Here is a 20532-nt window from a genome sequence, read left to right as displayed (position 1 = left end):
ATTTCTCACCTTAAATATCTATTTTTAAAGCTTATCAATCTTACCGGTCTTACCAACCTTACCAGTATTACCTTATTCAGTATTCATGCCATTGGTTAACATGTTGAATATTAATGATTTTTTAACTTTTCGAACGTGAAGTGTATTTGTGGTGAGTAAATATTACATAATAATGTTAGACCAACTTGTAGGTTTAACAACTCCACTCAAACATTCGAAGATGATTGTTTGAGTGGAAATTTGCTATTTTTAGGTGCTACTTTTCTGCTAAAGCTAATGATCTAATTGGGTGAAAACTTTTAGGGACTTTGGTTTTTGCATTACCTGAATACTATCTGCTTCTCGATTTTCTCCATCCACAACGTACTTTAACTTGCCTTCTGCTTTTACTGTTATGCGTTTGGCTGTGACGTGTTGAATGGTGTCATCGTCATCACTTTCAAATAAAGTGCGCAATGCTAACTGGGCAAGTTTGAGGTAATTTTCACTTGCTGTTGATGTTCTGGTAAGCCAAGTTATATCTAATAAGCCATCAGTAAAATCTGGTAGTCCACCTCCTTGTGCTAGCACTGTGGTAGCGGGAGCGGCATTAGCGATCACTAGACTGCCTGTCCGAATGGTTTGGGGTTCGTTATCGTCAATTTGAATCGTTAAATTCGCGCTATTATTAACTTCTATTGCGTCGTACAAGGCTCCGATATAGGCTAACTGACCACTGTTATTCTTTTCATCGCGATCCGCTTTTTCAATCATTTTTTGTTCAAAGCCAATTCCGACAACAAGGAGAACAAGTTCATCATTGCATATGGCTGTATCAATTAATTTTTCGTTACCCTCTACAATAGCGTTACAAGCAACGGTTACCGGGGACACCTTAGACGCAGGGCCATACAAGGCATGGCCAAGGGCATTGGCTGTACCCATGGGCATAATACCCAAGGTTAAGTCCGTATTGACGATTTGCGAAGCGACTTCCGTTAAAGTGCCATCTCCACCACAAGCAACTACGTATTTAGCGCCTTGTTGAATGGCTTTCTGGGCCATTTCTTTGCCATCAAGTTCTGGTGTTGTTTGGTATATTTCAAGGTCATAGTGGGGTGATAAGCGTTGAATGATTTCGTCTTTGCTATCCTGCCATTTACCTCCGCCAGCTACAGGGTTTGCAACTATGGCTAGGCGGTTTTTCTGAGTCAACACCCCTTGTTTGTGCAAATCTTTCAACTTTTTAAGTTGATGTTTATTCAATCGAGCGGTAGAGCGTGTTTGGTTAATTTCTTGGATAGCCTCTTCAACCGTCAAGTCTGGACTTTTGCGTAATAAGTAGGCCGCCATCACTAACACTGAACGTCCTCTACCTAGGGCACAATGCACTACCGCGGCTTTGCCATCCTTTATATGGTTATCTAACCAATTAATGGCTTGTAAAAGATCCTCTTTAGAAGGGCTCTGGTGATCTAGCACTGGGACATTTAAATAATCCATATTTTCACCTTGTGCCGATACATCAAGGCCGTCAAATTCCGCAGTTACATCCAAAACGGCTTTAACGTTCAAATGATTAAGCTCTGGCATGTCTGAAGGAAAAAGCCGACAAGCTAGAAATAGGTTTTCTCGAATTTTTTGAATGGGCGGTACGCTATCGTTCTTGCGTGCCCAGGCATTGTATAACTGCACACCAAAAAAGAAGGGAATAAATAACCACTTTACGTAAAAAGGGATAGAACCATCAATTTTTTTACGGAAAATTGATGGTGACTGAAGGGCGTAGGCAAAGGTGACAATGACAAGAGAAAAGCCAATCCAGATAAATAACACTTTGAGCAGAAAACTCTCTACCAGCAACGCCAGTGCTAAAGAAAATAATCCACCCAGCCCATAGTATTTTATAATAAACATACTTCACCTATTTCGAAAACTGAATCTACTCGACAAAGTAAAGCGAACTACGTGCCAACCTTATTGTTTTTTAACGTCTTGATTTGCATATAAAAATAAAATAAAACCTTTCTGCGAGCAATTTTGATCGCAATAACTACAGGTGATTTAGTAGTTTTTACATTGCTCTGTCTGCATTCGTATAACCAGCAGAATTAAGCCTTACAAATACTTGAGCTGAATACCTATTCCGTAACGTTGTTGATGACGATTGTAGTCAATCAACGAGTCGCCATAACCATTGAAATACTGAAAAACGACGTCGTATCTATCATTCAGGGGGTAGGTAATATTGAGTTCAATACTGCCTTTATTATCTGACTTCAAATTGTTTCTCACGAAAGTGAGAAAATTGAAATTCCCCACTTTTTTGCCATAGCCAATCTCAAAATGACCTAAATAATCGGTAATGTCAGGATTATCATCACCATCAGGACTATTTACTGTTTCCTTTTCATCTTCAGGGATGCGATACCAAGCTTTTAAATAGTAAACCGAATCTACATCGCTAAACAAAGCTGAAGCGTACAAGCGGTTCCAGCTTCTTGATTTTAGACCACTTTGGCCATTAGAGTTATGATTCAGGCCTAAGTGAATTTGATCGAATTTAATTCCCAGAAAACGATACTGAGTTTTCCAAAAATAGAAAATCTCTGGTTCGTAGTTCGTTTCTCTAAAGGGCTTCGAAGCTTCATCGTTATATACTTGCCAGAATGAAGTGACACTAAAGCCTGCATATACGCCGGATAAGGCGTCGTCATTTATGTGGATAGGCAGTTTTACACTAATTTGGTATTTAGCTTCTAGGTTATCAACGTTTTCTGAATCTAGTTCTGTGACACCTATGGTGTTTGGATCTTTTATGTAAGATACCGGCAAAATATAATTGGTTTTATACTGGGTTATGGCGAAGGGAATTTTTAATGCCAATTCATCAGAGGCATCGCGTTTATCCGTTAAGGTTTTCTCGTTCTCCTCTGGTTTTGCTTCTAATTCCGCATCACTAATGGCTTGGGCCATAGTAAATTGACAGCTAAATAGGCTAATTAGACAGACAAAATTCACTATCCTTTGTTTTAAAAATGCCATGAAGTTGTTGCTCTGATGAAGTAAGTGCAGCGATCTTTCCATTATTCATTCCTTTTTAAAAGCACAAAAGGTAATTTTCTCTTAATTAATCCTGTTTTTCTTCGAACTTAGGTTATTTTAGCCAGAGGGGGCGCTGTGTTGGTAAACAATAAGTCGGTTTTCACTCTTTATTGCCAGTAAAGTCTAGGTTTGTTATTTCAGTTTCGGTTATCTTCATTTGCACTTAATCAGCTTCTACTAATAACCAAAGTCAAAGAATACACCAAAAAAAACCACCGGCCCCAGTAGTGATGAGGACGGCGGTTTGCTCTAGGTTTAGTCAGAGCAACAGAACCCTTTGTAAGGGGAGAGGAATCAATATTTAGTGAGGAGCCTTCATTTCACTTTGGTACTTGTCAGCAAGGTTGTCTTTCTGAGACGCTGACAATACTTTTCCCGCTTGTTGGAAGAACTCCTGCTCTTCTTCTTGCAAATGATGTTCAACTAAATGTTTCAGCTTTTTCATGGTTGCTAACCATCCAGGAGATGACATGTCAGTGTCATCTAATTTTTCAAGTAGCTCATCAATCTCATGGTGTTCCGCTATGGCGTGTCTGGATTGTTCAATCGTTTGGTCAGACTTCATCAACGGAGAGTAAAAATAGCGTTCCTCTGCGATAGCATGATCTACTAATGCTTGCTTGAGCTCCTCATAAAAATCGCGACGACTCTCTGAATCGCCAGAGGTTTCCACTAGTATTTTCATTAATAGTCTTTGCTTCTCGTGGTCTTTACGGATAGCTTCAAAAATTTCCATCGTTTTCTCCTTACTAACATGTAATTTGATTAAATTGGACTCAACTAAACGTCATGTTGCGAACTTAATGCCACATCGCCAAGAATGAGGTAAGGATCTGAATTGTATAGGTAATTTTACTTTGTGAATTAATCTGGAGTTGTTGCTGCCCCCCATGTTACGGAAATAATTACAGCACAAATGTATCTTTTTCAGACTTCAAGGGTATAAATACTTAAAGTACATAATCAGCAAACACAGGGAGTTAAATATGAAGTCATTTCTAGTTGCATATTTGGGGGTTGCAGTATGTTATCTGATATTGGATGGTATTTGGTTGGGGTTAATCGCTAAGAATAGTTATCTGGAAGCGATGCAAGGGATGTTGCGAGAGTCTTATCCAGTTGCACCTTGGGTAACCTTTTATTTATTGTATTGCGCTGCGGCTGTCTATTTAGTGGTGCTAAAAAACCAAGATGCACAATGGTGGCAGGCCTGTTTAGACGGCGCTATTTTAGGGATGGCGGCTTACGGTGCTTATAATCTCACTAATTACGCAATATTAGAGGGCTGGCCCCTAGGAATAACACTAAAAGATTGGGCTTGGGGGACTTTTGTTACTGCAGCGAGCTGTTTGTCAGGTTGGTGTGTGCTAACTTATTTTAGTCACGAAAGCCTGTAATCTCATTTCTCTGGAGGGGCGGAGGACACAAATAGCCATCCAAAAAAATGCGAAAGCTGACTGCAGCTTTCGCATTTATGTTTAAGTGTTGGTATATAGGCGGGATACTAACCCAGACTTTGTTAAGCCCGTACTTGGCCACTGCCATTAACTAAGTATTTTTCTGTAGTTAATGACTCTAACCCCATGGGACCATAAGCATGCAATTTAGTTGTTGCGATGCCAATCTCAGCACCTAAGCCTAATTGACTGCCATCAGAGAAACGTGAAGATGCGTTAACCATGACGACAGAGGCATCAACACTGCGCTGGAAGCGTTTTGCTGAAACTTCGTTTTGGGTACAAATAACTTCAGTATGGTTGCTGCCGAATCTAGCAATGTGATCCATAGCATCATCCATGCTATCTACTGTTTTTATCGCAATTTCCAGATCTAAGTATTCCTCACCAAAGTCTTCATCTGCAATGACATTGCAGCGGTCGATATACTTTGCAGAGCGCTCACAGGCATTAATGGTCACCGAGTGACGCAGCAGAACATCACTTACGATGGGCAGGATTTGCTCTGCAATGTCTTGGTGAATGATCAAACCTTCTATTGCGTTACATACGCCAGTACGTTGAGTTTTACCGTTTATCAATAACTGAATTGCAGTTTCAAAGTCTGCGTCAGCGTCAAAGTACAAATGACAAACGCCTTTGAAATGCTGAATAACCGGGATTTTACTGTTTTCAGTTACGTAATTGATCAGACCTTCACCACCACGAGGGATGACCACGTCAATAAAGTCACGTTGCTCTAACAATTCCTGCATCAATTTCCGATCAGGGTTAGGAACTACCGTAATGAGTTCAGGGGGTAAACCATGCTCAACCAGTACATTTTGCAGTATTTCTGAAATTGCCTTACTTGAGGCTAAGGCTTCTTTACCACCTCTTAATATAACTGCATTGCCCGATTTAAAGCATAATGCCCCAGCGTCTGCAGTTACATTTGGACGAGCTTCGTAAATCATGCAAACAACCCCAAGAGGGACGCGCATTTTACTAATTTCTAATCCGTTTGGACGTTGTCCTAATTCACGTTGGATACCCACAGGGTCAGCCAAATCAACAATGGTTTCAATCCCCACTGCCATATCTTCTATTCGCTGAGTATTCAAAGTGAGTCGGTCCATCATGGCATCAGATAATTCAGCTTGTTTCGCATTATCTAAATCCACTTGGTTCGCTTTCAATATATGTTGTTCGCCATTTCTCAAGGCTTTAGCCATGTCTCGTAATACATGGTTTTTCTTTTCGGTATCTAATACCGCTAATGTTCTGGCTGCCTTTGCAGCCTGTAGAGATAGGTCTCTAATTAAACTCATTGTTTCTCCAGTAGTGCAATATTTTTGTCAGATATTATTGGGCCCGTCTGACGCTGAAATTCGTTGGCAAAATCTTGATCAGTCTGCTCAGTAATAAAAGTCAACAGACAGCTACTGTAGTTTGACCGTGCTTTTGCTAAACGAGTGCCGTCATCTTTGCGCACAAGTACTGTGTCACCAACTGAAAAGCTACCTTTAATTTCGAGGATTTCATCACTGGTTAAGGCTTCATCATCGTCAAGAGAAGAAATATCAACATCGTTGTCAACCACTACAACACCTTGTTCTTTAGAAGTATGTTTCATCCAATGTTCGTGTTCTTTCATCGGTGTTTCATGAGGTTGGAAGTGAGTACCTGGATTTTTGCCTTCTAACAGCATATTAAAGGTTATTTCGGTAAACCCGTTGACGATGAATGTGTCTATTCCATGGGAAACGGCTTTTTCCGCAGCTTCAATTTTGGTGCGCATTCCGCCTGTGCCCGTGGCACTGGTAGCGCCTCCAGCCATGTTGTAAATATCTTCATCGATCACAGAAACCCAAGATAAAAGCTTCGCATCATCATGAGTGTGTGGATTTTTGTCATATAAACCATCGATGTCAGAACAGATAATTAATGAATCAGCATCGGCAGCGCCTGCTACCATTGCAGCGAGGTTATCATTGTCACCTACACGCAAGTTATCGGTAGTTACTGTATCGTTTTCGTTGATGATAGGAATGATGCCATTTTCGAGTAAGGAAAAAATAGTTTCTCGAATGCTCACATAGCGCTCTCTATCCCGAAGGTCGCCGTGGGTCAGTAAAATTTGTGCAGATGGAAAGTCGAACAAACGGTCCCATGTCGCCATCATTTCAGTTTGTCCTGCTGCAGCCATTGCTTTTTTAATTGCAATGTTCTCGGTTTCACCTTTAAAAAGGTGACGACCTGCAGCCACTGAACCAGAAGAAACCAAAACTACTTCAATTCCTTTAGCGCGACATTTAACAATAAATTGTGCGATTCCCAATAGAAAGTGTGAACTGCATCCTTGATTTTTAGGAGCAATAAGTGCGCTTCCCACTTTAATTACGATTCGTTTCCAATTAAACGTATTCATTTTTCCTGCTTAGTTACTATTAATAATATTATTCAAACCAATTAATCGTATTGAATTAATTAGTGTACGAACTATATTATCCCTTTTTTTGCTCAAATAAGCAACGGTGGGGTATCTGGGCAAGCCATGGGAAATGTTAATATAATGATCTTGATGGATAGCTATTTACCCTAATCATCAGTATGTGAATTTATATTTATATGAAGTGAATATTTATTCATTCGAGACGATATAATTAATTGTAAATTATTATATTAAAACGCTTTTTTATTGCGCTATCTGCTTTATTTGGTAGAGTTCAATGCAAATAATTAGGTAAATAGCATTATGAAAAAATACGAATCCCTTTTAGTTTCTCTGCGTAAAGTTATCCGCGCAATTGACTTATATTCAAAAAAATTGAGTAAAGAAACAGGCTTAACGGCTCCGCAACTTATTGTCTTACAGCATATTTCCTTCAGCGATGGGGTGATGGTAAAGGATATAGCAAACAGTATTAATTTAAGCTCAGCCACTGTCACCAGTATTCTTGATCGACTGGAAAGTCGAGGGTTTGTGATCCGTGAGCGCTCTGCAATTGACAAGCGTAAAGTGGAAATTCATCTCACAGCGGAAGGAAAAGAGGCAATTAAAGGCTCTCCCACCTTATTACAGCAGCATTTTATCGCACGTTTTGAAGCCATGGAGGAATGGGAACAATCGCAAATGCTTGCAACTATGGAACGAATGGCTTTAATGATGAATGCTGAGGATATTGATGCCGCCCCCTTACTTCAAGTTGGTGGAATTCAAGCCCCAGAATAGCTCGCTCCCACATCCTGGTTAAAATCATCGTTTTATAAATTGTTTAGTATTCTAATTGATTTGCACAAAATTACTTCAGACTACCAAATCAATAAATTTAACGCTAACGAACTTAGCTCAAATACTCTAACAACTGCCTAAAAAATCTAGTCCGATTATCGCAATATACTTAGTCGTCATCGGAACTAGATTGAGAACCTAAACTGAACTGGTAGTACACATCCAGAGCTTGCTCCACTCCGCTGGTCGCCTTCAAAAAGAGTTTAGGTAATATCTGATAACGCAAAGCAACTTCTGTAGACGAATCGAACACATTCACACCGTAACTTAACTGCACGCCAGGTGCTATATTGCCTGATAGCGAAATCTGGGTACCGTCATCGTCGCTATTTGCACCTAAGGCTAAGTCTTCGATACCGAGTTTTCGACCTAATTGATCTACTTTGTTTTCGCTGCTCTTAAGCCCCTGACTTAGCAGGGCTGCAGCCAGCGCCTGATCATTAGACGCCTGACTTTCACTACTTAAGCTTCGACCTAGTAATAAATAAGATAAGGCTTCACTTTGTACCATTGTCGGTTCAGAAAATATCTCCACTGAAGGTTGCTCGGCAGCGCCTGTTACTTTAACACCTGCAATAACGTTATCCTCAGTTTGGGTTTCATCACGTATGGCTTTTATGTCTATACGAGGATTGTCCATAGGGCCTGAAAATAAAATATTACCTTTTTGAATCACTAAGTCTTGCCCGTAGGCCTTATAAGTACCATTGATTAAACTGAGGCTACCGTTACCGGTTAGTTTTTGGTTTGTTTGTTTCAATTCTAATGTACCGCGAAGATCGGTTTTTAGACCAAAGGCTTCGAGTTTTACGTCATCCGTTTTCTGCGGATCTATGTTGACGCTAAACACCATGTTGAGGTCTCGTGTCGCGGTTTTTTCCTCAACTGGTTGATTGATAATAATTGTGTCTTCTGAGGGAGATTGCGCACTTTCTGGTAAATCTTTTACTTTAATTCGTGCATATAAAACATCTGCATTACCGCTTACATTAATGGCATTCTGTGTCATATTTATTTGTAGATTTGGCGAGAAACGAGTTCTCACAATGTCCCGATACTCTAACTCAAAGGTATCCCCTTTGAGGTTAAAGTCACCGATAAGTTGATCCGTCCAGTCTAGCGTTCCGGAACTACTTCCTATGCCGTTGCCAAATTTAAAGTCGCCTTTTAATTTGGCACTTTGGCCACCAAATTCCATTTCTTGGTTCCAATCTGAAACGCGCCCAGGAATTGATTCACCAGCAAAGTTGAAGTTTTTGAGTTGTAATTTACCGTCTAAAAGTGGCGTTTTTAAATCCCCTGTTAACGCCAAATTGCCATTCACTGAGCCTGATAACTCAGTTAATTGGGGAACTAATTCTTGGTAAGGTTTAACCAGAATTTCGGTTAACGTCAATTGCCCTTGTAAGCTGCGTTGTTGTTCGAGTTCATTAATAGTTAGGTCTAAATCAATGGCGCCGGAGCTTTCAGTTTGGAAGTTAAAATGAGATTTCAGTTGTTGACCATCAACAGACATATCAAATGACAAAGCTTGCATCTGAACTGGTTTTTTTAAGCCCTTTATACTTAAGCTGCTAGGGGAAAAGTGTCCTGCAATATTGGCTACGGGTAAAGCGTCAGCCAACCATTTTCCTTTAGCGGTGAAATAGAATTGGGTATCTGTGGATATGTCCCGTAGTTGTGGCACAAATTGCCCCACTACTTGCAATAATTCTAGTTGATTACCGTGAACATCGAAGGTTGCAATTTGATCTTTAAACCTTGCTTGATTAACGCATAGTTCAGCTTCCTGATCGTTCCAGCAGTGAGGGTCTATTTGATAATGTTGGTTTTGCCAATCTACAACAAGCTGAGGTTTTTGTTGTTCTAATGAATATTTGCCCCATTGACTGGAGAAATTTCCTTTTGTCCAACGTCCTGTCCATTTAGACTCTTCAAGGTGTCCTTCAATCTTAGAGTCGATTTGAAAGGCTTGGCTATCGACTTGGGTGATGAGCGCATGTTGCTCGGCATCCCCAATGAGTTCGAATTGAATGCTATTAATTGTTTGCTGATTGACGATGAGCTGTTCAAGATCTGTTTGGATCGTAAACTGTTTGTCTTTATTCCATTCTATCTGGCCTGTCGATGCTAAGCGTTGTAATGACATGGTTTGAAATTCAATTTGCGAGGCAGATAACTCGTAATCAATAGTCGGTTCAGTTAAGGTGCCTGAAATAGTGGCGTCTAACCCCGCGTTTCCGAGTAGATCAGGATAGAGTTGGGTTAATGCTTTGCCGTCAAGGTTAATCGCCGCTTCCAAGGTCTTCTTATTATCTAACTTTCCTTTAATGGTGAGGGTATTATCTCCACTGGACAAGAGTAGTTGTGGCACCTCAAGGCCTGTATTTTTATCGAAAGAAGCCTGGCCGTTAGCATTGAGGGGGTAACCTAACCAATTACCATCTGCGGTCAGTTTTTCTAATCTTGCTTGCAGGGTTTCGGGGCCATATACGCCATTGTGTTGCAAGGTTGCGTTAATATTCCCTTCTAAATCCGGCCAGAATAAAGCGGGCTGAATCTGACTGACCTGGGTGGTACTTTGCCAGCGTGCTTGTTCCCTTAAGATAATTTCAGCAGTGCTACTAATACTGCCACCAAGGGTGTTAAGTTGTCCTTTACTAAGCTGTATTTTTTGATTATTACCCTGTGCTTTGACATGCACTTGAGTGTCAGGAATATTACTCGCCGATAGGCTAGTCCCTAGCTCCAATTGATAATTTTCTAAATCACCAGACAAACGAAGGCTGCCTGAAGAGACATGCATTGCTTGCTCCAGTGGAAGGCTAAAAGGTTGCCAGTTGATTGCGACATCTAATGGTAATTTAGGCGAGCCCAGGGTTACTGAACCTTTAGCGGTTCCTTCAATATCGCCAGTCACCTGAGTTTCAAACTCCAATGCACTTAAGTCTCCATTGACGGAGGCCTGAAGTCTAAATTGTTCCGGGTTATCGGCGCTTGTTTGTGCCGCCCCGGAAAATCCTAAAACATAATCTTCGGTTAAAGATAGCTCCATTTGTAGATGGAGCAATGGATGTTGCAATTCAAACTTATTCACCGAAAGATTGCTATCGTCGATGGTAACGCCAGTAGTTAGATTATTGAATTCAAATAGCAAATCATCATTTTGCAGGAGGCGGGCAGAGCTGATCTCTATATTTTTAGCATCCAAATCAATGGGGATCATCAATGGCGGTAACTCAATGGGTTGATACTGCCAGTTAGAAATTTTGGCAATATCAATTGGAGTTGATTGGTTGTCAATTGGTTGCTCAGGTGTCTGATTACTGACTAAATGAACCTTAGGCTGACGAATTTCCAAGGTTTCTATATTTAAAACATCGTGCATATTCAAATTGGCAATTAATGACTGCCAGGATATATCGGCGACGTTTTCTAATTCAATTGATACATTGTTGAGCTGGATGTTTGGCGCGAATACGGCCATAGGCAGGGTGATTTTCTCAACGGGGTCTTGACTGTCAGAAGGCTCAGATTGGGCTAGAGTAATAGTGGCATTGTCTAAATACAACTCGCTCAAACAAGCTTGCAGCAACATACTGCAAGACCAATCGATATTGGTTTTGAAATTGGTCGCTTCAATATTAATTGTGGCTGACTGGTACTCGATTTTTTGCAGTTCAAGGGTACCTAATAAACCACCGGATTTATGCTTAATGGACAAACCATCAACTGTACCATTAGCAATGGCAATGATGGTTGAGGCTCCCCAAGGCGTGAATAGAAAAACCATTAAGACAATCAAAAACAACAGTATAAATGTTATCCACTTTCCAGTTCGTTTTAACCACATCATAAAGCAGGCCCCATAGCTAAATGCAACCGTATTGAATTGCCGTAATCGCCATGGCCACTGGCGAGATAAACGCGTATGGGGCCAACGGGTGACATCCAACTTGCGCCAACACCTATACTATAAGCCAACTCCTCTAAGGGATCATTGCTGGCACCACCCACATCAGTGAAAATCGCTGCTCGCCAATCATCGGCAACCGGGTAACTGTATTCCAAACTGGCAACATTTAAGTATTTTGCCCCCAGGAGTTCTCCCTCTTCTCCATCTTCATCGATTTGTCTTGGCGCTAAAGATTGATATGCAAAGCCTCTTACACTCTGATCGCCACCGGTAAAATAGCGTAGATCTGATGGTACTTGTTCAAAGTCGTTGGTTGATAGGGCACCCACTTCTGCGCGCAGTAAAAATCGATGTTCACCAAAACTTCTTAACCACTTGGTTTGAAAGGTGACTCTGGCTAAATTAATATCTGAAATAACAGCATCACTCGCCGTTTCTATGGTCAATTGCTGCATGTCTCCCCAATTCACATCTAATCCGCCTCTACTACGATGGCGTGAAAGAGTAAAACCTGGAATTAATAAAGTCGTGGTTTGTTGAGGCGTTTCAGCTTGTTGGAAGCGTGATTGTTCCAGACGAACAAAGGCAATTTTATTCCACTCGTTATCTTCACCTGTCCAATGTCGCTGTAGTGCCAATGAAATGGTGTCACTGTTGGTATCATTATCATATATGGACTGTACACCGAATTGAGCGGATACATAGTTGTTCAACGGATCTTCAACGGGGATCTTATATTTAACGGTCGCGGTTTGTTTCGGTTCAGACACGTATATATTGGCGCTCATACTATGACCGCGGCTATTCACCCATGGTCGTTGCCAGCCTAGAGTAACTCTAGGCCCTGTATCTGTCGCACCCCCCAAGCCCACATCAAAAATGTCTCTTGGACGGCTTACTGCAACCACTTCAATAGGCACTTTATATTGTTCCGCTTCGTCTAATAATGGGCGGGCGACCACTTGCTTGAAATAGTCAGTTTGCCCCAAACTTTGATTAAATTCGCCTAAGGTTGAAGCTAGGTAGGGATCACCTTCTTTAAAGGGTAAAACTTGGGTAATGAGTTCAGACGCTCTTTCATCGTCTGGTATTTTTAATTTACCAAACTGATAGCGCGGACCTGTCTGGTATTCGATACGGATTTGTGCACTATTGGTTTCCACATCCACCTTTATTTCACTGGTGATAAACTTGCTATCAAAAAAGCCGCGATTCAAAGCTGCCGAGTCGAATTTGGATTTAGCCGCTTTATATTTGCTATGAATTAACTTGTCTCCTTTTTTAATTGGAAACTTATTAATAATTGATTTGAAAACCTCGTCGTCTTTACCTTCACCGGTAACTATGACATCGACTTGGGTAATTTTTACCTGCGGGCCCGATTTGATGGAGAGTTCAAGTGAGCTGCACTTCTCTGTCGAATTTAAATCTATAGATTCAATTGACAGGTTATAATAACCAAAGGCTCTGCCAGCTTCGGTCACTTTATTTTCAATGGTGATTTTTTCGTCTATGGATAAACTACAATCGCCTGGAGCCGAGAGCGTGCTTAGGTGAGCGGCGATGTTAGTTTCCAAATCGCCATCTTCTGCTCCCTTTAAATTCACGTCAATTCCTAAAGCTTGTCCACTGCTGAAAGTCAAACATAAGCTCAAAAACCAGGCATTTTTAAATTTTTTAAACACTAAATAAATAATCCAATTGATAAGACTTCATGACTGAAAAAATAATTTAGTCATTTTCAAAACTATGGTTAAGCAAAATTCGTGACAAGCTTAGGTAAAATTCGTGACAATTTCATCAGCAATTAAGCTAACAACTCACTTCAAATTCAAATTATCATAGTAAAAAGAGTGCGCCTAAACCAAGAAAAGACACAAACCCGACTATATCCGTGACAGTTGTTAAAATCACTGAGCCAGATAATGCGGGGTCTAGTTTTAATTTATCTAAGAGTACCGGGACTCCAACACCCGCCAATGCAGCCACGCATATGTTGACTAGAATTGCACAGCCGATAACCAGTCCTAACATTGCACTGCTAAACCAATAAGAAGCAACTGAGGCGATGACGATAGCCCAAATTACGCCATTTAAACCACCCACTTTTAGCTCTTTTATTAATAGTGCTTTTAAGTTCGCTGCATTGACTTGTTTTAATGCCAAGCCTCGAATAATCAGAGTTAAGGTTTGGCTTCCCGCTATGCCTCCCATACTTGCTACTACTGGCATCAAAACCGCTAGGGCAACAACCTGTTGCAAGGTTGCTTCAAATAAACCAATAAACCATGATGCTAAAAAGGCAGTCAGTAAATTAATCCCTAGCCACAATGCACGATTTTTAGCACTTTTTTGTACGGAAGAAAAAAGATCTTCATCTTCATCCATACCGGCACTGGCCATTAATTGGCGTTCATAAGACTCGTTGAGCAATTCGCAGGCGGCACCAATATCTACACGCCCTAAAAACTTAAAGTTTTCATCAACTAGTGGCAAGCTGGTATAGCCCGAACGCTGCACACTTAACGCAGCGCTATTACAATCATCATTGGCTTTAACAATGGTGATATCGTCCTCTGCAATATCTGCTAAAGGGGTGTGCTCTGGTGTCGAGTAAATTTTGAAAAGTTTTACGGCCTCGGAATATTGTCCGGCTCTGTTGACCAAGTAAATACAGTCTGCATAATCCGGTACTTCCCTGCGCAGAAAGCGTTTGGCATCGCTGACTTTGGCGGATAAAGGTAAAATTAAATTCTCTGAATTACGCCAATGACCAATTTGTTCTTCTGGATATTGATTCGCCCCCTCGTACAGTTGCCGTTGTTTCTTATCCATGGCCTCTAGGGCAAGGTCTAATAAACGGCTATGCAAAGAGTCAGATAATTCAAGTAGGCTTTCTGCGTCAACATCGGTAAACAGGTCCTCTAATTCCTCATAAGGAGTGGCCTCTAGCAAAGTCTCTCTGGGATCACCGCGCATCTCTACCAGTACATCAATTTGTTTATGTCGAGGTAAAGCATGCCAGGCACTAAGGCGCTGTTCTAAAGGTAAGGATTCTAATAGCAGTGCAATATCAGCTTCGTCTTGAACGGCTATTTTACTGTGCAGTAACTCACTATCAGCGTCATCATCTAAATTGACGGCTTCGTGGATTAAATCGGAAATTTGTTCTGCCATTTTACTTCTACCTTAATTTATAACCATTTTTTCCACAGCATGGCTGCCAGCATAATGATTGCTAGGACTAGCATTGAAGTTGCCAAATAGTTGAATGCTTCTGGATCCTCTGTACCGGGTAAACCAGCAACATTCATTCCAAATATACCCGTTAAAAATGACAAGGGTAGGAAAATTGCGGTCACTAGTGACAATACATACATGCGCATTCCTTGTTGCTCAGCAATACGGTTACGGAGCTCATCTTGCAAAACCATTGCGCGCTCTTTAGCTAGATCGAGATCTTCAACATAACGCGCCATTCGATCGGTTAAATCCCTTAATTCGAAAGCCTGCTCTTGACTAAAGAATTTAGCCATTCTAAATAAGCTATCTAGGGCATCTCGTTGCGGCGCAAGATATCGTCTAACGGCAGCTGACTTTCTGCGTATTAAACTCAACGTATATCGGTCACTACTTTCCAGGCCGCCTTCAGACTCAAAAGTTGAAAGTTCGTCATCTAATGCCTCTACTACCTCACTAATTCGGCTGGCAATTTTGCCAATGAGCAATAATATGAAATCGGCGGTGTCGGTTGGTGCATCACCGCTTTCAATCATATTTCTGGTATCTTGGACAGAAAATAACTTGCGATCCTTGCGACGGGCGGTGATGACATGGTGTTCATTAAACCAAATCCGTAACGACACCATGTCCTCTAAATCTGAGTCTGGATTGTAATTTATTCCACGTAGATAAATTAACACGCCATCGTTTTGCAGCAATGCTCTAGGACGAGTTTCTAAGGCCGATAAAGAGTCACAAATTACATCCGACAAACCCAGCTTTTTCATGGTCTCCCAAGCATCCTCGGTATCTGCTTGTAAATGAACCCAGTTATAGCCTGAGGTGATACCTGGATTGAAAATGTCCGCAATTTTTCCTTCACCACTCCCCCCTTTTTCATCAACAAAGAGTGACCAGATAAGACTAGTTTGTGATGAATCAAGTGAATTGTCGTTAGACATCTTTCGGTTTCCTTTTCGCCCTTGTTAGCTTTTGCGTCGCAGTACAGCTTATTTAATGGAGCATATGTTAGTTGGGTGTTTTCTTGCCTATATTGAATCAATATTAGTGGATATCAAATGGCACCCTGTTTTAGTCTTTATGACAATGACTAGGGATCCATCACTTGATTATAGTCGCGGGATCATCATCTATTACGAATATAATAACAATATATATTGTGGCTTTAGTTGCGATCTTAAGAGACTATTTGACAATACATTATCAAGGTTGCGTAAACCCTCCTGCATAAGCATTACAAATGAGCAAAACACTTAACAAAAAACAGATTAAAATAAGTTTAAAGGAAGGGCCGTGAAAGTAAGATTGATGATGATATTAGGTGTAATGGCGGTTATTGCCTCGCTGAAAAGTCATGCCTTTGTTTTTACTGTGTCAGAAAAGCAACTAAATGCCGTGTTGTTGCTTAGTTTCCCAATTATTCGCGAATATCAGGGCATAGAAACAACGTTTTACGACCCTAAGGTGAAATTAGATGCGTTGGATAAAACCGTCGATATCACAACAAGCATAAGGGCCTTACAAGATGGTAAATTGGTTATTGCCCGTGGCACTATTGAGGGAAAATTTGATTATGACCCTTTGAATCGATTGCTTAGAATTGAAAAACCCATTCTCAAAGATTTCATCTTGCTCGAAAATCAACTGGAAGACAGTAAACATGCAGTCCGAACGATTAAACAAACCATTGGCCGCAATTTACCGGAGATTATGCTGGTGGATTTCAATCAGCTTAAAATGGGGATTGGTGACATTGCGCCAAAAGATGTTGATATTACGCCACAAGGGTTGGCTATAAGTTTTTAACCAACAAGTAGAAATCAGCATTAATTGATTCAGATTGTTGGTTATATAGTTATATCGCCCGCCGCGAATTTGCGCCATCAGGCTAACGACTTGATGGTTGAAGTTTATTAAATTCAATAAACCACAGCTCCATGAATTCCTGCATAATCTTTTGCTCTATTTCTATGGCTCTCTCGGTCGGACAAAAAATAGTACAGCGAATTTCGGTATGCCCCACGTTATTTGTAGACACTTCAATCACAGGCTCTGGACCTGGTATTGATACATCCAAGCGTCGTTCAATGATTTGATTGTAACGGGTGGCGACATCATAAAAATCTGCGCATTGGTGTTTGGCTTTTTCCCGCAAATTATCAATGATTAGGTACGGATTAATATCTTCATCGCGAGTAATCGTGAAGTGATGGGTTACATAGCGCTTTAAAAAGTTTAAGTTTTTGATTGGGCTACTAATTAATTTGTTATTCGGTACATAAAGAGTTTTACCTGAGTATTGATAGCGGTCAATATCTACTTCTAACATGGTCGTTTTCACCCAGTCGATGGCCGATACCTCACCAGCGAAACCGTCAACTTGAATCCAATCGCCAATTCTAAAAGGGCGAGTAGACATCACGTAAAAGAACCCGATAATGCATTGAATAAACTCTCTGGTGGCAATCACAATCGCCACCGCAAATGCCGCGATTGAAAGGGCAAAATTTTGAATTTCATTTATCCAAAAACTAAGTAACAAAACAATTAAAATAAAATTCAGTAGGTTTTTAATATTGCTGACTAGATAGCGCTTATCTTGGCCTTTTTTCTTTGCTCTTTTACGCACTAAGCTGACGAGCAAATATTTGAACGAAATCATCACAATGGCAACCGCCAAAGTGGAAATTAAACGATACTGGTAAATCAATTCGATCATGTTAAGAGTGGATTGTCCTTGGTTAATACAATTTACAGATTGCAAGACTAACGATGTTTTGATTGCTAGGCTACATGACACTGGAGGCTAGTACAAAACGTTTATTGGTGGCATTTTTGACGTGGACAAATAGACATTCAAATTTAGGATGTATTTAGGTCTTTTAGCGACTATTCTTTTACAACGGCAACATCACATTTAAATCACATCATAAGCCCATTAATAGTGCTTTGTAGTTTAGATAAAGCTAAGTACTATAGGCACACTTTATTATACGGAGTTTTACAATGCGCATCGCAATATTATCGCGAAATCCTAACCTCTATTCGACCAAAAGGCTAAAGGAAGCCGGGGAGTCGCGGGGACATACTGTCGATATTGTCGATACCATGCATTGTTATATGGACGTTACCAGTAGTCGGCCATCAGTGCGCTACAAAGGTCGCGCATTGCCAAAGTATGATGCCGTGATACCACGAATTGGTGCTTCAGTTACGTTTTATGGCACTTCTGTTGTAAGGCAATTTGAAATGATGGGGACGTTTTCCATAAATGAATCCGTTGCTATTAGTCGTTCTAGAGATAAGTTGCGCTCCCTACAATTGTTGTCCCGTAAAGGTATTGGCATGCCACGTACTGGTTTCGCTAATCATCCTGACCGAATCGATGATTTGATTAAAAACGTGGGTGGCGCCCCTGTGGTGATTAAATTATTAGAAGGAACTCAAGGTATCGGGGTGGTGTTGGCTGAAACACAAAAAGCAGCGGAATCTATTATTGAAGCTTTTATGGGGCTTAACGCCAGTATTCTAGTTCAAGAATTTATAAAAGAAGCCGGCGGTTCAGATATTCGCTGTTTAGTGGTTGGTGGAAAGGTTATCGCAGCCATGAAACGCCAGGCAGCAGATGGTGAATTTCGTTCAAACCTGCACAGAGGAGGCACTGCAACCATTGTTAGACTCTCACCAGAAGAGCGCAAAACGGCGGTAGATGCAGCAAAAACCATGGGCTTGAACATGTGCGGCGTAGATTTATTGCGTTCCAACAATGGGCCGGTGGTAATGGAGGTTAACTCATCTCCTGGGTTAGAAGGTATTGAGAAGGCTACCAATAAAGATGTTGCGGGTATGATAATTACCTTTCTGGAAAACAATGCAAAGCCCAATCGTACTAAAACCAAAGGTAAAGGCTGATGGAAGAGCTGATAATTGGTGGTGTTGCTATACGAGCTGGAGAGAAAAAGCATGTGCATATCGAAATGCCTCCGCTTTATACCGATACTAATATGTCGATTCCTGTCTACGTGCAACGGGGTAGAAGGCCAGGGCCTACTATCTTTGTAAGCGCCGCAATTCATGGTGATGAGTTAAATGGGATTGAAATTGTTGGGCGTTTAATCAGAAACCGTTCAATTAAAAATTTACGAGGTACATTGATTGCTGTGCCCATGGTAAATGTGTATGGGGTACTGAATCAAAGCCGTTATTTACCCGATAGACGTGACTTGAACCGCAGTTTTCCCGGCAGTAAAAAAGGCTCATTGGCTGGGCGTATCGCACACACTTTTTTAAAAGAGATTGTTAGTAAATGTGATGTGGGAATTGATCTCCATACTGGCGCTATACATCGCAGTAACTTGCCGCAAGTCAGAGCAAACCTGGATGACCAGGAGACGCTAAAAATGGCCAAAGCATTTGGTTTGCCAGTAATGCTCAATGCAGACATCCGGGATGGCTCTTTACGTCAGGCTGCTGCTGATTTGGGCGTGAAAGTTGTGTTGTATGAGGCCGGACAAGCCCTTCGTTACGATGAGTTTTCCATTCGTGCTGGGGTCAAAGGTATCATTAACATTATGCGAGACATTGGCATGTTGAACAAAAGCAGCTCCAAAAAAGAACATGCCATTGAGCAATTTATCGCACGCCAAAGTGGGTGGGTGAGGGCCCATGAAAGTGGTTTTGTTCAGCATATTGCGCAATTAGGTGATCATGTGGAAAAAGGCGATCCCTTAGCTCGAATCGCCGACCCCTTTGGCAATGAATTGGGTATGCTTGTGTGTCCAGCAGAAGGTATTGTGATTGGAAAACAAAATATTCCGCTGGCTCAAGAAGGTGAAGCCATGTATCACATCGCCTATTTTAAAAAGCCAGATACGGTGGCTGAAAATGTAGAAATGCTGCAAGATAATTTGGTACTCGGTGAAGTGCCGATGGTTTATTAGTTGGAAAAATATAAGATGCAAACATACCAAAATATGCCAGTGATAGGTGCCTTAGAGTTATGTAACTTACCTGAATTAACCATTCAGAACTTGAATGTTCGAGTTGATACCGGAGCGACCACATCATCTTTGCATGTTGATGACATTGAAGAGTTTGCAAAAGATGGCGAAACCTGGGTAAGTTTCAATATTCATCCAGATATACATGATGTCAATGAAACGGTTCGGCGTGAAGCGAAAGTGACGGCCGTACGCAAAGTAAAAAGCTCTACTGCGACCCGTGAACGCCGCTACTTAATTGAAACACGCATTGAAATGGCGGGCGCATCTTGGAAAATTCATTTAACCCTTACTGATCGTTCGGAAATGACCTACTTGATGTTACTCGGCCGAGAAGCCATGAGTGGACGTTTAGTTGTCAACCCTGGTGAGGAATATTTGTTAGGGAAAAATGGTAAGACTGATTAGATGTCAATTGACCTAACGTCTTGGTACTTGCCATTCTGTTGTAATATTAATCTTTAGTCTAAACAAATCATTCTGCGACCAAGTTGCTTATTGTTGCTTTGTATTTATTGTGTAAACTGAGGGAATATTTGAAGTTTTGAGGCTCAACCA

General features: G+C 41.0%; 16 protein-coding genes. 6 read left to right on the top strand and 10 right to left on the bottom strand.

Annotation, left to right across the window (positions count from 1 at the left end; translation table 11 throughout):
• Positions 1 to 273 precede the first annotated feature (273 nt).
• From Q4574_RS03400 to Q4574_RS03390, 3 genes are all read right to left on the bottom strand, one after another.
• Positions 274 to 1896: a diacylglycerol kinase family protein gene (locus Q4574_RS03400; RefSeq protein WP_303471506.1), complete on the bottom strand. Its 1623-nt coding sequence runs from the start codon at positions 1894 to 1896 to the stop codon at positions 274 to 276.
• A 201-nt stretch (positions 1897 to 2097) separates the two neighbouring features.
• Positions 2098 to 3066 carry a phospholipase A gene (locus Q4574_RS03395; protein ID WP_303471504.1) on the bottom strand — a complete coding sequence of 323 codons (969 nt, stop codon included), beginning with the start codon at positions 3064 to 3066 and terminating at the stop codon, positions 2098 to 2100.
• A 319-nt stretch (positions 3067 to 3385) separates the two neighbouring features.
• The gene (locus Q4574_RS03390) at positions 3386 to 3820 is read right to left on the bottom strand and encodes a hemerythrin domain-containing protein (RefSeq protein WP_303471502.1); all 435 of its coding nucleotides are present in this window, start codon (positions 3818 to 3820) and stop codon (positions 3386 to 3388) included.
• 250 nt (positions 3821 to 4070) lie between these two features.
• Between Q4574_RS03390 and Q4574_RS03385 the strand changes: the two genes are divergently transcribed.
• Complete coding sequence (locus Q4574_RS03385; RefSeq protein ID WP_303471500.1) at positions 4071 to 4481, top strand: DUF2177 family protein; 411 nt, start codon at positions 4071 to 4073, stop codon at positions 4479 to 4481.
• A gap of 122 nt (positions 4482 to 4603) precedes the next feature.
• Here the strand turns inward: Q4574_RS03385 and Q4574_RS03380 are convergent, their stop codons facing one another.
• Positions 4604 to 5851 (bottom strand): glutamate-5-semialdehyde dehydrogenase, encoded by a 1248-nt coding sequence (locus Q4574_RS03380; RefSeq protein ID WP_303471498.1) that lies wholly within the window; start codon positions 5849 to 5851, stop codon positions 4604 to 4606.
• On the bottom strand, positions 5848 to 6951 hold the full coding sequence (gene proB / locus Q4574_RS03375) for a glutamate 5-kinase (protein WP_303471496.1): 1104 nt from the start codon (positions 6949 to 6951) through the stop codon (positions 5848 to 5850). Before proB ends, Q4574_RS03380 begins: the two co-directional genes overlap by 4 nt.
• A 327-nt stretch (positions 6952 to 7278) precedes the next feature.
• Here proB and Q4574_RS03370 point away from each other — a divergent pair, with 327 nt between their 5' ends.
• Complete coding sequence (locus tag Q4574_RS03370) at positions 7279 to 7755, top strand: MarR family winged helix-turn-helix transcriptional regulator (protein WP_303471493.1); 477 nt, start codon at positions 7279 to 7281, stop codon at positions 7753 to 7755.
• A gap of 169 nt (positions 7756 to 7924) precedes the next feature.
• Here Q4574_RS03370 and Q4574_RS03365 read toward each other — a convergent pair whose 3' ends face one another.
• From Q4574_RS03365 to Q4574_RS03350, 4 genes are all read right to left on the bottom strand, one after another.
• A complete protein-coding gene (locus Q4574_RS03365) occupies positions 7925 to 11671 on the bottom strand; it encodes a translocation/assembly module TamB domain-containing protein (RefSeq protein ID WP_303471491.1) in 3747 nt (1248 codons plus the stop codon).
• Complete coding sequence (locus Q4574_RS03360; protein ID WP_303471488.1) at positions 11668 to 13338, bottom strand: autotransporter assembly complex family protein; 1671 nt, start codon at positions 13336 to 13338, stop codon at positions 11668 to 11670. Before Q4574_RS03360 ends, Q4574_RS03365 begins: the two co-directional genes overlap by 4 nt.
• Positions 13339 to 13570: 232 nt before the next feature.
• On the bottom strand, positions 13571 to 14908 hold the full coding sequence (locus tag Q4574_RS03355) for a magnesium transporter (protein ID WP_303471485.1): 1338 nt from the start codon (positions 14906 to 14908) through the stop codon (positions 13571 to 13573).
• 17 nt (positions 14909 to 14925) lie between these two features.
• Positions 14926 to 15915, bottom strand: coding sequence for a zinc transporter ZntB (locus tag Q4574_RS03350; RefSeq protein ID WP_303471484.1), 990 nt, complete (start codon positions 15913 to 15915; stop codon positions 14926 to 14928).
• A 352-nt stretch (positions 15916 to 16267) separates the two neighbouring features.
• Here Q4574_RS03350 and Q4574_RS03345 point away from each other — a divergent pair, with 352 nt between their 5' ends.
• On the top strand, positions 16268 to 16780 hold the full coding sequence (locus Q4574_RS03345; protein WP_303471482.1) for a hypothetical protein: 513 nt from the start codon (positions 16268 to 16270) through the stop codon (positions 16778 to 16780).
• Between the two features lie 82 nt (positions 16781 to 16862).
• On the opposite strand, the gene Q4574_RS03340 is transcribed toward Q4574_RS03345, so the two are convergent.
• On the bottom strand, positions 16863 to 17693 hold the full coding sequence (locus tag Q4574_RS03340; RefSeq protein WP_303471480.1) for a mechanosensitive ion channel family protein: 831 nt from the start codon (positions 17691 to 17693) through the stop codon (positions 16863 to 16865).
• Positions 17694 to 17980: 287 nt separating this feature from the next.
• Between Q4574_RS03340 and rimK the strand changes: the two genes are divergently transcribed.
• The 3 genes from rimK to Q4574_RS03325 are packed head-to-tail and all read left to right on the top strand — an operon-like array spanning position 17981 to position 20382.
• Positions 17981 to 18886 carry a 30S ribosomal protein S6--L-glutamate ligase gene (rimK, locus tag Q4574_RS03335; protein ID WP_303471478.1) on the top strand — a complete coding sequence of 302 codons (906 nt, stop codon included), beginning with the start codon at positions 17981 to 17983 and terminating at the stop codon, positions 18884 to 18886.
• Positions 18886 to 19914 carry a succinylglutamate desuccinylase/aspartoacylase family protein gene (locus Q4574_RS03330; RefSeq protein ID WP_303471475.1) on the top strand — a complete coding sequence of 343 codons (1029 nt, stop codon included), beginning with the start codon at positions 18886 to 18888 and terminating at the stop codon, positions 19912 to 19914. The genes rimK and Q4574_RS03330 overlap by 1 nt, the downstream gene beginning before the upstream one ends.
• A gap of 15 nt (positions 19915 to 19929) precedes the next feature.
• Entirely contained in the window at positions 19930 to 20382 is a 453-nt protein-coding gene (locus Q4574_RS03325) for an ATP-dependent zinc protease (protein WP_303471472.1), read from the top strand.
• Positions 20383 to 20532 lie beyond the last annotated feature (150 nt).

Source organism: Aliiglaciecola sp. 3_MG-2023 (assembly GCF_030548205.1).
In the GTDB taxonomy this organism is placed as follows: domain Bacteria; phylum Pseudomonadota; class Gammaproteobacteria; order Enterobacterales; family Alteromonadaceae; genus Aliiglaciecola.
The sequence above is the reverse complement of the archived record's forward strand: the minus strand, read 5'-3'. Positions and strand labels throughout refer to the sequence as shown.